Annotated in this window: 12 protein-coding genes; 7 read left to right on the top strand and 5 right to left on the bottom strand. The window is 70.8% G+C overall.

Annotation, left to right across the window (positions count from 1 at the left end):
- Nucleotides 1-8: 8 nt before the first annotated feature.
- Together ACZ44S_RS36070 and ACZ44S_RS36065 are read left to right on the top strand one after the other, a co-directional pair.
- Entirely contained in the window at nucleotides 9-839 is an 831-nt protein-coding gene (locus ACZ44S_RS36070; RefSeq protein WP_466937060.1) for a hypothetical protein, read from the top strand.
- Between the two features lie 158 nt (nucleotides 840-997).
- Nucleotides 998-1,270 carry a hypothetical protein gene (locus tag ACZ44S_RS36065; RefSeq protein ID WP_466937058.1) on the top strand — a complete coding sequence of 91 codons (273 nt, stop codon included), beginning with the start codon at nucleotides 998-1,000 and terminating at the stop codon, nucleotides 1,268-1,270.
- Between the two features lie 200 nt (nucleotides 1,271-1,470).
- Here ACZ44S_RS36065 and ACZ44S_RS36060 read toward each other — a convergent pair whose 3' ends face one another.
- Nucleotides 1,471-1,710: a chaplin gene (locus tag ACZ44S_RS36060; protein WP_466937056.1), complete on the bottom strand. Its 240-nt coding sequence runs from the start codon at nucleotides 1,708-1,710 to the stop codon at nucleotides 1,471-1,473.
- 317 nt (nucleotides 1,711-2,027) lie between these two features.
- On the opposite strand from ACZ44S_RS36060, the gene ACZ44S_RS36055 reads away from it, so the two are divergent.
- The 4 genes from ACZ44S_RS36055 to ACZ44S_RS36040 all read left to right on the top strand — a co-directional run bounded on the left by ACZ44S_RS36055 (nucleotide 2,028) and on the right by ACZ44S_RS36040 (nucleotide 3,573).
- Nucleotides 2,028-2,288: a hypothetical protein gene (locus ACZ44S_RS36055; protein WP_466937054.1), complete on the top strand. Its 261-nt coding sequence runs from the start codon at nucleotides 2,028-2,030 to the stop codon at nucleotides 2,286-2,288.
- A gap of 111 nt (nucleotides 2,289-2,399) precedes the next feature.
- Nucleotides 2,400-2,669 carry a hypothetical protein gene (locus ACZ44S_RS36050; RefSeq protein WP_466937052.1) on the top strand — a complete coding sequence of 90 codons (270 nt, stop codon included), beginning with the start codon at nucleotides 2,400-2,402 and terminating at the stop codon, nucleotides 2,667-2,669.
- Between the two features lie 211 nt (nucleotides 2,670-2,880).
- Complete coding sequence (locus ACZ44S_RS36045) at nucleotides 2,881-3,150, top strand: hypothetical protein (protein WP_466937050.1); 270 nt, start codon at nucleotides 2,881-2,883, stop codon at nucleotides 3,148-3,150.
- Nucleotides 3,151-3,294: 144 nt separating this feature from the next.
- The gene (locus tag ACZ44S_RS36040; RefSeq protein WP_466937048.1) at nucleotides 3,295-3,573 is read left to right on the top strand and encodes a hypothetical protein; all 279 of its coding nucleotides are present in this window, start codon (nucleotides 3,295-3,297) and stop codon (nucleotides 3,571-3,573) included.
- Between the two features lie 66 nt (nucleotides 3,574-3,639).
- On the opposite strand, the gene ACZ44S_RS36035 is transcribed toward ACZ44S_RS36040, so the two are convergent.
- Nucleotides 3,640-4,608, bottom strand: coding sequence for an alpha/beta fold hydrolase (locus ACZ44S_RS36035; protein ID WP_466937046.1), 969 nt, complete (start codon nucleotides 4,606-4,608; stop codon nucleotides 3,640-3,642).
- Between the two features lie 838 nt (nucleotides 4,609-5,446).
- Between ACZ44S_RS36035 and ACZ44S_RS36030 the strand changes: the two genes are divergently transcribed.
- Nucleotides 5,447-8,236 carry a helix-turn-helix transcriptional regulator gene (locus tag ACZ44S_RS36030; protein ID WP_466937044.1) on the top strand — a complete coding sequence of 930 codons (2,790 nt, stop codon included), beginning with the start codon at nucleotides 5,447-5,449 and terminating at the stop codon, nucleotides 8,234-8,236.
- A 65-nt stretch (nucleotides 8,237-8,301) separates the two neighbouring features.
- On the opposite strand, the gene ACZ44S_RS36025 is transcribed toward ACZ44S_RS36030, so the two are convergent.
- The 3 genes from ACZ44S_RS36025 to ACZ44S_RS36015 are packed head-to-tail and all read right to left on the bottom strand — an operon-like array spanning nucleotide 8,302 to nucleotide 12,421.
- Complete coding sequence (locus tag ACZ44S_RS36025; RefSeq protein ID WP_466937042.1) at nucleotides 8,302-10,377, bottom strand: oxidoreductase; 2,076 nt, start codon at nucleotides 10,375-10,377, stop codon at nucleotides 8,302-8,304.
- Between the two features lie 38 nt (nucleotides 10,378-10,415).
- On the bottom strand, nucleotides 10,416-11,255 hold the full coding sequence (gene chcA, locus ACZ44S_RS36020) for a 1-cyclohexenylcarbonyl-CoA reductase (protein ID WP_466937040.1): 840 nt from the start codon (nucleotides 11,253-11,255) through the stop codon (nucleotides 10,416-10,418).
- Nucleotides 11,252-12,421 (bottom strand): acyl-CoA dehydrogenase family protein, encoded by a 1,170-nt coding sequence (locus ACZ44S_RS36015; RefSeq protein WP_466937038.1) that lies wholly within the window; start codon nucleotides 12,419-12,421, stop codon nucleotides 11,252-11,254. The genes chcA and ACZ44S_RS36015 overlap by 4 nt, the downstream gene beginning before the upstream one ends.
- Nucleotides 12,422-12,425: the final 4 nt, after the last annotated feature.

The following is a 12,425-nucleotide window of genomic DNA, read 5'->3' as shown; positions in this document are numbered from 1 at the left end:
GAATCTCCATGCGCGCTCTGCCGGCACGGCGTATCGCACTCGGCGCACTGTGCGCCGCCCTACTGGCCGGAACCACCGGCCCTGCCGCCATGGCAGCGGACCCGGCCCCGGACAGCGCCCGCGCGGCGTCGTCCGCCGCGCTGCTCACGCAGATCGGGCACGTCGACGCACGCGGCAGCGAACTCGCCCCGGTCGCCGACCTGGTGAACGCCGTGCTCGAGGCGCCCGGCGGTCAACTGCCCCGGGACCGGGCCATGAAACTGGGCGACGCCGCGCGGGCCGCCGTGGCCAGGGCGGCGGACGACGCCCCCTCGACCACGGTCATGATGACCTCGGTGACCACGTCCTCGTCCACGTCCTCGTCCTCGTCCTCGTCCTCGTCCGAGGCGACGGTTCCGGCCGTCACCGCTCCTGCGACGGGTGTGCTCCTGCCGCAGGCGAGCGAGACCGCCCCCGACCCCACGAGCGACGCGCTCGGAACCGTGAGGGAAGCCCTCGACAACCTCCTGGGCATGCTCCTGCCGAAGGACGACACCGCGGCCGCCGAGGAGTCGACGACCGGGACGGCCGCCGAGGAGTCGACGGCCGAGGAGTCGACGACCGAGACCACCGACGAGTCCACCGCCGCGACGACGGACGAGTCCGCGGATGCCTCCATCGACGCGGCCACGTCACCGGTCGGCAACCTGCTCGCCCGGGTCGACGCCCTCGTCCAGGCGCTGACCGGTGCCGACACCCAGGTCACCACCCTGCCCGCACCCGCCGCCGCGACGCCGTCGCAGTCCACCACGCCGACCACGCTCCCCGCGCTCACCTCGCTCCTTCTGCCGACTTCGTGAACCCCGTACGAAGCGGGATTCACCCCATCAGTCGTTCATAGATTTCATATGAGGACTTGGCAATCTTCGACTTCCCGGTTTCCGCCCGGGCCGGGGATCGTTGAGCACGGCGACACAATTCCCCTCCGGCGCCCCGCGTTGCCGAAGAAAGGAACACGATGAAGTCCCTGAAGGTTGCCGCCGTCCTTGCCGGGTCCCTGATCGCCGCCGGTGTCGCCGCCCCCGCGTACGCCGCGGACTCCACCGACCTGGCGTCCACCGGCCTCGACACCGGCCTGCGCACCGCGGTCCCCTTCGAGCTCATGCCGCTGTACGAGTCGGACTCGCTCGTCGACTCCGACGAGGACTCGGTTCTGGGCACCACGAAGGAAGCGGCCGCCGTCGTGAACGAGGCCAAGCCGGTGCACGGCGATGTGGGGCTGCGCGCCTGAAACAAGGACCAGCGAATTCGGCCCCCGGTTTCCCACCGGGGGCCGAATTGTTGTGGCGCCGCTGTCGCTCGGTAACGGGTGTCGCTCAAGGTGTCGCTCGAGGTGTCGCTCGAGTACGGCAAGAGCCCCGGCGCGCGAGGCGGCCGGGGCTCTCGGGGGCACTACGACGGACGTCCGTAGCCGTAAGTCCCTGTGATACGTCAGTCGTTCACGCAGACATTGCCGGCGGCCGGGTTGAGGAAGCCGATGATGTTCACGGTGTTGCCGCACACATTGACGGGCACGTGGACCGGAACCTGGATCACATTGCCGGACGCGACACCGGGCGAGTGAACCGCCGCACCCTCGGCGCCGGAGTGGGCAGAGGCCATACCGGCCCCGCTGAACACCACGGCACCCGTGCCGAGAGCCAGGGTGGCCGCCTTCGCGATGCGAGACATCACGTTCTCCTTACTGGTCTGGTAAGCGCGGCAGCATGACGAGCGGCCGCACTCCCCGCTCAACGCGAGGGCGGTGTACCGGGTCACGGCTAATGTCCAGAGATCACTCGTTGATCCGTCTTTGGGGCGAACGGTGACCTCGACCCGCCGTCTCTGTCGACCGTTTGAGGCAGTCGAACACGACTCTGACCTGCACCTTCACAAGAAACTTACGCATATAGGCGTTTCAGCTACCCAAAGTCGCGAAGCTCGCTTACGTTAACAACTGTCAGTGACCGGCCCATAACGGGCTGCGTCCACACGAGAACGGAGAGGTAATGCGCAAGTTCCAGAAGGCCGCTGTCGTCGCGGCCATGCTCGGCAGCGTCAGCTTCCTTGGTGCCGGCGTCAGCTACGCCGGTGACGACCCGAGCTTCGAGCTCAACAGCAAGCAGACGACGACCTGCGCCCAGGACAACTCGGTTCAGTCGCTGATCTCGGTCGACGACGTCAACGCCGGTGTCGGCGCGCTCCTCGGCCTGGGCAACGCGGAGAACACCGAGACCAACGCCGTGGCCTGCTCCTCGAACCTCGGCTGAGCAGTCGCTGTCAGGTGAGCCCGGCGGGCACCGGGTTCCGCGCCCTCGTGGCGCGGACCCGGGCCCGCCCGGCCTCCTCGGCCACCCCACGACCGTCAAGGAAAAAGGTTGATGTTCCAGTCGAAGAAGATCGCGGCGGCGGGCCTCCTGGGGAGCCTCGCGCTGATCGCTGTCGGCGCCGCCCAGGCCGTCGGTGTCGAGAGTCCCGGCAGCTGCACCAAGAACGACAAGGGTCAGGTTCGCTGCGTCCAGGTGAGCGAGTACCGCGTCACCGAACAGGACGGCACGGTCCGCGTCGACAACAAGACGTCACAGAGCTGCTCCGGCAAGGGTGAGCTCACCTGCAGCAGCACCCTCGTCGTCGAGCGCGAGAAGTCCTGACTGCGCGGCGACGCGCAAACGCGTGTCGCTCGACCGTCGAATTGCCAGGCTGATTGTGTGAAATGGCGACAGCAGTGTGACGGGGTCTTTTTCTGTCATGTGAATACCGTTCGGCGTTTCGCTATCAATTGTCGCAAAGGTCGCTCTACATTTGGCGGCTGTCACCGACCGGCCCGTCCGGGGTCGCGTCAAATCCAGAATGGAGCAGTAAATGCGCAAGTTCCAGAAGGCTGCTGTTGTCGTGGCGATGCTCGGCAGCGTCAGCTTCCTCGGTGCCGGCGTCGGCCACGCCGGTGACGAGCCGGAGGTGGAGATCAACAACAGCCAGACCACCACCTGCGCGCAGGACAACTCGGTCCAGTCGCTGATCGCCATCGACGACATCAACCTCGCGGTGGGCATCCTCGGCCTCGGCAACGCCGAGAACAAGGAGACGAACGCCGTGGAGTGCGCCAGCAACCTCGCCCTCGGTGGCGAGTGACCACCCTCGGGTGATGGGGCAGGCCCTGGCGTTCGGTCGCATGCGATCCGGGCTCCGGGCCTGCCCCGCTTCGTTGGCCGTTCTGGCATCCCTAACGGCGCCGCCGCGCGGTCGCGGCGGTGCCGAGCGTTGAGGAAAAGGTAGATGTTCAAGTCGATCAAGATCACGGTGATGGCAGGGGTTCTGGGGAGCTCCGCCCTGATCGGCCTCGGCGCCGTCCAGGCAGCCGCTGTCGAGAGTCCCGGCAAGTGCACCGACGACGGCAGGGGTCATGTGCGCTGTGAGGACGTGCGCAAGGATCGGATCACCAGCGAGAAGCACGGGACGATTCACGTCGTCAACGACATGAAGCAGCAGTGCTCCGGTAGCGGTGCGAAGGTCTCCTGCGCCACCAGAGTCCTCGTCGACGGCGAGGAGTCCTGACACTGCCGCGGTCGTGCGAAAGGGCCGGAACCCGCTTCGGGATCCGGCCCTTCCGCACGATCGGCGTCACGCCGGGGCGGGTGCGGTTCCGGCGCGCGGAACCTCGACGGGAGTGCAGTACGGCAGGTCGTCGACGGGGCGGTCGGTGCAGAACCGGGCGATCAGGTCCGCGGATTCCTGCCTGCGCTCGACCGTGACCAGGTGGTCGGCCTCCTTGACGGTGGTGAACAGAGCCCCGGGCATGGTCGCCGCGAGCTCGCGCCCCATGCGCGGGGTGCACAGGGTGTCGTACTCCCCGGTGAACACCAGGGACGGCACGGCGGGGACCGGCAGCGGCCGGTAACAGCCGTGCGTCACCAGCCGTGTGTTGTGCTCGACCGCCTTCCGGATGTCCTCCGGCGTCTGGTTCATGAACTGGTGCTGGAGCAACCGCGCCACGGCCGCGTGCCTGCGTACCTTGCCGGCCTCCGGGTTGGACATGAACAGCCGCACCAGCCCGTCGGCGGCGTGCGCGATGTCGCCCCGCGCGAGCGTCTGCGACAGTCGCGGGACGGCCTCGCTGTAGAGCTCGGGGAGGCGGATCGCCGCGGCCGCGAAGACGATGCGCCGGACCGACTCCGGATGCCGCTGGGCGAACCGCAGTCCCACCACCTCGCCGAAGCAGCCGCCGAACAGATTCACCTGCGGTACATCGATCTCCGTCAGCATGTGCTGGACCGCGTCCGCGAGGAAGTCGATGTCGTAGTGGGCCGGGAGGAAGTCCGAGCTGCCGTAACCGGGAAGATCCACCGTGATCAGCGTGCACAGCGGCGACAGCCATTTCTCGTGGCTCTGCCAGGAGTACCGGTTCTGCGACGACCCGCCGAGCAGCAGCAGCGGAGCCGTCCGCGGGGCGTCCTGATGGACGATCCGGCAGGTGTACGCGAAACCCCCGAAGACGAGCTGTCGCTCCTCCACCCGCTCGGACGCGGGAGGTGGGGGCCCGGAGCCCCCGGCGGGCGCTGGATCCTGGTCGGCGACAACGGCAGTGCGCATGAGCGGCTCCGGGAAGGGCGGACAACGGGGAACCGCCCCATGATGACCCGGATACGTGCCATTCGGGCGTAATCACTCAATTGTGGGCGATCCCGGAGGAAGGCTCGCGTCCCTGCCGGGTCATTCGTGCCGCGGACCGACCGCGATCGTTCCCGCGGGCGCTCGCCGGACGCCGGAAGGGGCGAGGGCTGGGCGCCACTCGGAAGCGTCTCGCCGGTCGCCGGCGACCGTCCGGGCCGTTTGCCGTCGGAACCGTGAAGCGCCTCGCGCCGTCCGCGGACGATCATCGGACTCGTCCGGCCCAGGCGCGGTCGGCGCGTCGGCGACGACGTCGCAAAGGCGCCTTCACGGAAGAATTGCGTCAGCAGCCGACCGGAATGGGACGGTCGAGGCGCCGTGGACGCGATGAATCGTTTCAACATTGGTTGATTGCTGGAAGTTTCCCCAGGGATTCTCTCCCCCCCTCTCGATTCTCGTCGCGCTGCACGGTCCGAAAACACCCCCTGGAAAATGCTTGGAATGTCCACAAGGGTGGGCTCATGACGAGCCGAATCGGCCCCATGTCGACGCTGGGTGCAGTGGTGCTTCCCCTGCGTAACGGTGGTGCATGGGAAACACGACACCCGTGAAAACGCTATCTGCCGGGTTAGCGTGGGCACTTGGAACAGCGAGACGCCTCTCAGGGAAGACGTATGAGTTCCTCAACTGTGATGTCCGCAGAAACAGCGCGGAATGTCGACGGTCCGAGTGCGACGCGAGGGAAGACATGACTGGGGACCTGCCCCCGGGGGCATTTCCGGTCGGTTCCGTTCCATACGGGCCGTGGAGCACCGTCCTGATGGAGCGCGAGGAACAGCTCGCGCGTGTGAAGACCTGGCTGGCCGCGGAACAGCCCGCCGCGGGGCAGGTGCTGCTCCTGGAAGGGACCGTGGGAGCGGGCAAGACGGAGTTCCTGCGCGCGGTGGTGCAGCTCGCCCACACCAGCGAGGTCGTCCTCCTCAACGCCGTCTGCTCCGCGGAGGAGCGGGACCTGCCCTTCGGGGCGCTGAGCCAGCTGTTCGACAGCCCGGTCCTCCCCGCCGAACTGCGCCAACGCATCACCCCGGTGCTGCGCGGGCTGATGGCGACCACCCGGGCCGAGAACATGCACGAGGCCGTGGAGAGCAACAGGGCCGAGATCCTGTACGACCTCTTCCGGCCCGTCACGGAACTGGCCGCCACCACGCCCGTCGTGGTGTGCGTGGACGACATCGACCACATGGACGCCGCCTCCCAGCAGTGCCTGCTCTTCCTGGTCCGCAGACTGAGCATGGCGCCGATCCTGATGGTGCTGACCGAACTGGCCGAGTCCGACGGAACCCACTCCCCGTTCCACGCCGAACTGCTGCGCCAGTCCTCCGTCGCCTCCGCTCGCATCGGACCGCTCTCCGCGCAGGCCGTGCACACCCTGGCGGGGCTGCGGCTCGGAATCCCCGGCGGCCGGGAGCTCGGCGACTCCTTCGCCCGGCGCAGCGGCGGCAACCCGCTGCTGCTCGACGCCCTGATCCACGACGAGAGGCACGGCGACGGCACGCGCCAGCCGGCCTTCGGACGCGCCCTCCTCACCTGCCTGCACCGCAGCCGCTCCCACACCCTGCGCGTGGCGCGCGCCATGGCCGTGTACGGAGACGGGGCCACGCCGGAGCAGCTCGGAGAGCTCGCCGGCACCGATCCGGGCACCGTCGAACGGGCGTTGCGCACCATGACCCAGGCGGGGCTGCTCGAGGACGGCCGGTTCCGGCACGAACTGGCCGCGCGCACCCTCCTGGACGACCTGCCGGCCGAGGACCGCGCCCAGCTGCACCAGCGGGCCGCACGGCTGCTGTACCACCAGGGCGGCGCGGTCGGCGACGCCGCCCACCACCTGGCCGAGGCCGGAGGGGTCTCGGAACCCTGGGCCCTGCGCGTCCTGCTGGAGGCGTCCTCGGAGGCGCTGCTGCACGGCAGGGTGCAACGCGCCCTGAGGTACCTCAACTCCGCCCAGGACGCCGCCACCGACGAGCGGGACCGCTGGACGGCCCGCGCCCGGCTCGCCCAGGTCGAATGGCAGCTCAACCCCTCGGCCTCACTGCGCCACCTGCTCGCACTCACCGAGGCCGTGCGCAGCGACCAGCTCGACCACTACGAGGCGATGCTGCTCGTCCGGCAACTGCTGTGGCTGCACCGCACCCAGGAGGCCGTCGACATTCTGGCCCTGCTGCGCAAACGGGCCACCCGCCTGCCGTCCGCGGGCCTCGCGGCGTCGTCCGGCACGTCCGGCCGGCCGGCCGAACTGCACGACATGGAGGTGTGGCTGGCCTGCGCCTATCCGCCGCTCGCGGGACGCGTGCAGAGCGGACCCGCGCCCACCGGCCCCGAGGGCGCACCCACCACCCGCGGCCGCGCCTTCTGGCTCCAGTCGATCGGCGCCCTCGCCGGCGGCCTCGTGCGCAGACGCAGCGGCGAGATGCAGGAGTGGGCCTCGCACGTCCTGGGCCAGCTCGACCTCAACCACAACGCCCCCTGGGCCGAGGAGGCCACGCTCCTCGCGCTGATGTCCCTCGTCTACAGCGGCCGGCTCAGCGAGGCCGCCAACCGCTGCCGGAGCCTGGACGAGCGCCGCACCGGCAGCCCCTCCCCGATGTGGCAGGGCATCCTGAACGCCGCGGCCGCCGAGATCCGGCTGCGCGGGGGCGACCTCGCGGAGGCCGTGACCCACGGCGAGCGCGCCCTGGAACACGTCTCCGTCCAGGGATGGGGAACCGCCGTCGGCCTCCCGCTCGGCACCCTGATCCTGGCCCACACCCGCATGGGAGACCTCGACCGCGCCACGGCCCTCGTCACCCAGGGCGTCCCGGACGAGATGTTCCAGAGCCGCTACGGGCTGCACTACCTCTACGCGCGCGGGCACTACTACCTGGCCATGAACCGGACCCGCGCGGCGCTCGGCGACTTCCTGTCCTGCGGCGAACTCATGGGCAAGTGGGGCCTGGACCTGCCCGGCATCGTGCCCTGGCGGACCAGCGCGTCGGAGGCGTGGCTGCTCCAGGGCAACCGTGACCAGGCCAAACGCCTGGTCAAGGAGCAGCTCTCGCTCCCCGGCCTGGAGGACACCGTCAGCCGGGCCCTCGCCCTGCGGCTGATGGCCGTGTTCAGCTCGCTCGGCCAGCGCCCCCGCCTGCTGACCGAGGCCGCCGACATCCTGGAAGCGGGCGGCGCGACGTACGAACTGGCCCGGACGCTGGGCGACCTGGGCCGGGCCTACCACGCGCTGGGGAAGCACCGCCGCGCCCGCGTCGTCATCCGCCGCGCCTGGCACGTGGCGCATCTGTGCCAGGCGGAACCCCTGTGCAGGGAACTGCTGCCGGACACGGGCGTCGAGACGGAGCCGCCGGAGGACGAGGAACGGGCCATGGCCGTGGCCTCCCTGACCAACTCCGAACGCAGGATCGCCTCCATGGCCGTCATGGGGTACACGAACCGGGAGATCGCGGAGAAGCTGTTCATCACACCCAGCACGGTCGAACAGCACCTGACCAGGGTCTACCGCAAACTGGCCGTCAAGAACCGGCAGAGCCTGCCGGGCTACCTGCGCGGCGAGGCCGGCTGACCCGCCCGGCGACGTGCCGCGCCCGGCGGCCGCCGGCGTCCTCGGCGCTCCCCCTGTCCGTCCCGTCACGGCCACCGTTGCTTCCCCGTCCCGGGCGCCCCGGCGCGTTCCACCACGCGGTGCGCGGCCCGCAGCCCCTGCGCCGTGGCCCGCACGGCGTTCAGCGCACGGGCGTCGGCGGCCCCGCCGGCGATCTCGAACGGGACGCCGGCCGCGCGCAGCACGGCGGCGACCTCCTGCCGGCTCTCCTGGCCCGTGGCGAGGACGACGTGGTCGGCGCCGACCAGCGTCGTCCTTCCCTCGGCCTCGACGACGACACCGGCGGGCGTGATCTTCCGGTACGTGACGCCGGTCAGCAGGCGCACGCCGCGCGCCCGCAGCTCCTCCATGACCACCCATCGGGTGGACGGGCCGATCCCGGTGCCGATCCTGCCGCCGCGCCGCATCACCGTGACCTGCCGGACGGGGGCCGGCGCGGGCGCGGTGACCGACCCGGACGGCGCGGTCAGGGCACGGGAGGCGAGGAACTCCTGCGCGGTGGGCGCCGGGGAGCCGCCGGCCAGGAGATGTGCCAGGTCCACCGCGATCCCGCCGCCGCCGATGACGACGACCCGCGGACCGAGCGCGTCGGGGTCGGCCAGCGCCCGAACGTAGTCCAGGACGTGCGGCAGGTCCGCGCCCGGCAGCCCCGGCCGGTGCGGACGGACACCGGTGGCGAGCACCACCCCGTCCATGGTGCGCAGGAGGGGCACGTCCCGGGCACCGACGCGGTGGCCCAGGTACACGGGCACCCCCAGGCCGTCGAGTTCCTCCTCGCGCTGCCGCACGGTGGCGGCGAAGTCCGCCTTGCCCGGCACCCGGGCGGCCAGCCGGAACTGCCCGCCGGGTTCGTCGGCCTCCTCGTACACCTCGACCTTGTGTCCGAGCCGCGCCAGGGTGCGCGCGGCCTCCAGGCCCGCGAGACCCGCGCCGACCACGGCGTACCTGCCGCGGCGTCCGGCGGACGGCCGGGCCGGGAAGTCCCGCTCGTGACCCGCCCGCGGGTTGACCAGGCAGGACACCCGCTCGGTGCCGAAGGACCGGTCGATGCACGCCTCGTTGCAGGCGATGCACAGGTCGACCGAGGCGTCCGAGCCCGTACGGGACTTGTCGACGATGGCCGGGTCCGCGAGGAACGGACGGGCCATGGCCACCAGGTCGACGTCGCCGCCGGCCAGGACCTCCTCGGCCTGCGTGAGCCGGTTGAAACGGTTGGAGGCGATCACCGGCACCGCCCCGTGCCCCGCCGCGCGCAGCGCCCGCTTGATCCGCTGGGCGTACCCGGCCCAGGTACCCGGCGGGACCTGGGACTGCACCGTGGGCACGGGTGACTCATGCCATCCGATGCCCACCGCGAGCGCGTCCGCGCCGGCCCCGGCCAGCTCCACGGCGAGCGCCGCCGTCTCCTGCCACGGGGTGCCGTCCTCGACGAGATCGGCGCCGGACATCCGGAACAGCACCGGGAAGCCCGGCTCCACCGAGGCCCGCACGGCCCGCAGCACCTCGACGGGGAAGCGGCGGCGCCGGGCCGGGTCGCCGCCCCACGCGTCGTCGCGCCGATTGGTCAGGGGCGCGGTGAACTGGTTGATCAGATAGCCCTCCGAGCCCATCACCTCGACGGCGTCGAAGCCCAGCGCGCACGCCGCCCGTGCCCCCCGGCCGAAGGCGGCGACGGTGTCGGCGACCTCCTCCTGCGTCATGGCCCGGGGAACGGTGCGGGAGAACCGGCTGTACACGGCGGACGGCGCCGGCGGCTCCCCGCCGTCCGGGCCGCTGGGCGCGTACCGCCCGGCGTGGAAGAGCTGGAGGGCGATGAGACCCCCGGCGTCGTGCACGGCGTCGACGGCCCGGCGCAGCGCCGACCGGTGCCGCTCGTCGTCGAGCACGCCGTAGCCGGGGCCGCCGGACCCCGCGGGGTTCACCGCCGAGCCGCCGGTGACGACGAGCCCGGCACCGCCGCGTACCCGCTCCGCGTAGAACGCGGCCAGTGCGGCGCCGTCGTCGCCGAGAGCCTCCAGGTTCAGGTGCATGGCACCCATGACGATGCGGTGCGGCACCGTCAGACCGCCGATCGCGAGCGGCCTGAAGACATGCTCCAACACCTGAATCCGTCCCTCTCCCCGTTGCTGCGTCGTCCGGCTCAGGTGTCGCGCGTCGGCCGCGGCGGCAGCGCCAGGGCCTCCCCGGCGTCCGCGAAGAACGGCGGCGCGACGACACTGAGTCCGCCGTCCACCACGAGCGTCTGCCCGGTGATGTAGCCCGCCCCCTCGCCGAGCAGGAAGTCGACGGTGTCGGCCATCTCCTGCACGCTGCCCGGGCGGCGCGCCGGAATGCGGTCCAGGACGCCCTGCATGGGCGGCATGCCCTCGACGTTGTAGAAGAACTCCAGCGAGTCGGAGTCGATCAGACCGCCGTTGACCCCGTTGACGTTGATGCCGTAGGGGGCGAACTCCACCGCCATGTACCGCACCCAGGACTCGATGGCGGCTTTCATTCCGCCCAGCATCGCGTAGGTGGGGTAGGCGCGGGTGGAGCCGTAGGAGGACAGTGCGACGATGCGGCCCCCGTTGTCCATCAGCCGCACCGCCTGCTGCGCGCCCAGCACGAAGGGCCGCAGATTCATCGCGTACGAGCGGTCCAGGTGGTGCGGGCCGAGGTCGACGATGTTCTTGAACGCGCTCGCCGCGGCGTTGGAGACGAAGTGGTCGAGCCGCCCGCAGCGCTCCGCCACCTCGTCGAACAGGGCGGTGACGCCCTCGGTGGTCTCGACGTCCGCCTGCACGGCGAACCCCTGACCGCCCACCTCCTCGATCTCCGCGACGGTCTTCTGCGCCAGGTCGGTGTTCTTCTTGTAGTTGACGACCACCGTGCCGCCGCGGGCGGCGAGGGTGAGGGCCAGGGCACGGCCGATGCCGCGCGAGGCCCCCGTGATCAGCGAGACCCGTTCGCGGGCGGGCGTCGGCTGCTGCGTGCTGTTCATCGGTTCGTTCCCTCTCCGTCCCAGGACGTGGCGCGCTGGAGCAACTCGCGGAAGACGACGGCCTTCTGCACCTCGTTGGTGCCCTCCTCGAAGCGCTGGGCCCGCGCGTCGCGGTACACGCGCTCGATCTTCTGCGACTTCCAGTAGCCCAGGCCGCCGTGCACCTGGAGCGCCTTGTCGGTGACGTTCGTCAGCATCGTCACCGCGTGCATCTTCGCCATCGACGACTGCATGGACGCGTCGTCGGCGCCCGCCTCGAAACGCCGGGCCGCGTGCAGGACGAGCTGCCGGGCCGCCTCGATGTCGGCGGCGTTCTCGGCGAGCATGAACTGGATGGCCTGGCGCTGGGTCAGCGTCTTGCCGAAGGTCACCCGGTTGCGGGCGTAGTCGACGGCCAGCTGCTGGGCGCGCTGGGCCAGTCCGACGCAGCTCATCGCGACGGAGATCCGCGACGGCGTCAGGAAGCCGCCGAGGAAGACCTCCAGGCCCTGGCCCTCGGCCCCCAGCCGGTGGTCGACCGGGACCGGCGTCTCGTCGAAGACCAGCGACGCGTGGTCGGTGCCCGTGACGCCCATGGTGCGGGAGGTGTCCTCGACCGTGACGCCCGGGGCGTCGCGCGGCACCAGCAGGGCCACCGTGCCCTCGTGCCCCGCACTGCCCTCGACGCGGGCGGCCAGCAGGTAGTAGTCGCAGCGCACACCGAAGGTGATCAGGTGCTTGCGTCCCGAGAGGTAGTACGTGTCGCCCTTGCGCACCACCGACGTGGTGATGTCGGCGCCGGTGCCGTTGCCCGGCTCGGTGAGGGTGAAGGCGATCTTGATCTCACCGGTGACCGAGGGGATCACGAAGCGCTTGCGCTGCGCGTCGTCGGCGTGGCCGTCCATCGACCGCCAGATGCCGTTGACCACGTGCACGATCATGCGGATGGAGCCGTGCGAGCGGGAGAAGACCTCCATCAGCTCCATCCAGCGGGCGAAGCCGAGGCCCCGGCCGCCGTACTCCTCGGGAGCCGCCATCCGCAGGAAGCCCAGGCCGTTCAGCTCCGACCACAGCTCCTCGGGCACCTGCCCGGTCTCCTCGATGCGCTCCGCCCAGCGTTCGCCGGGCCCCTGCACCCACTGCTCGACCTGGGTGCGCAGCTCCTGGAACCGCTGCTCGTCCGTCATGTGC

The organism is Streptomyces malachitofuscus (assembly GCF_055571035.1).
The sequence above is the reverse complement of the archived record's forward strand: the minus strand, read 5'-3'. Positions and strand labels throughout refer to the sequence as shown.

Coding starts and splice junctions, on each gene's coding strand:
- ACZ44S_RS36070 (WP_466937060.1), top strand. CDS start 9: ATGCGCGCTCTGCCGGCACGGCGTATCGCACTCGGCGCACTGTGCGCC.
- ACZ44S_RS36065 (WP_466937058.1), top strand. CDS start 998: ATGAAGTCCCTGAAGGTTGCCGCCGTCCTTGCCGGGTCCCTGATCGCC.
- ACZ44S_RS36060 (WP_466937056.1), bottom strand. CDS start 1,710: ATGTCTCGCATCGCGAAGGCGGCCACCCTGGCTCTCGGCACGGGTGCC.
- ACZ44S_RS36055 (WP_466937054.1), top strand. CDS start 2,028: ATGCGCAAGTTCCAGAAGGCCGCTGTCGTCGCGGCCATGCTCGGCAGC.
- ACZ44S_RS36050 (WP_466937052.1), top strand. CDS start 2,400: ATGTTCCAGTCGAAGAAGATCGCGGCGGCGGGCCTCCTGGGGAGCCTC.
- ACZ44S_RS36045 (WP_466937050.1), top strand. CDS start 2,881: ATGCGCAAGTTCCAGAAGGCTGCTGTTGTCGTGGCGATGCTCGGCAGC.
- ACZ44S_RS36040 (WP_466937048.1), top strand. CDS start 3,295: ATGTTCAAGTCGATCAAGATCACGGTGATGGCAGGGGTTCTGGGGAGC.
- ACZ44S_RS36035 (WP_466937046.1), bottom strand. CDS start 4,608: ATGCGCACTGCCGTTGTCGCCGACCAGGATCCAGCGCCCGCCGGGGGC.
- ACZ44S_RS36030 (WP_466937044.1), top strand. CDS start 5,447: ATGGAGCGCGAGGAACAGCTCGCGCGTGTGAAGACCTGGCTGGCCGCG.
- chcA (WP_466937040.1), bottom strand. CDS start 11,255: ATGAACAGCACGCAGCAGCCGACGCCCGCCCGCGAACGGGTCTCGCTG.
- ACZ44S_RS36015 (WP_466937038.1), bottom strand. CDS start 12,421: ATGACGGACGAGCAGCGGTTCCAGGAGCTGCGCACCCAGGTCGAGCAG.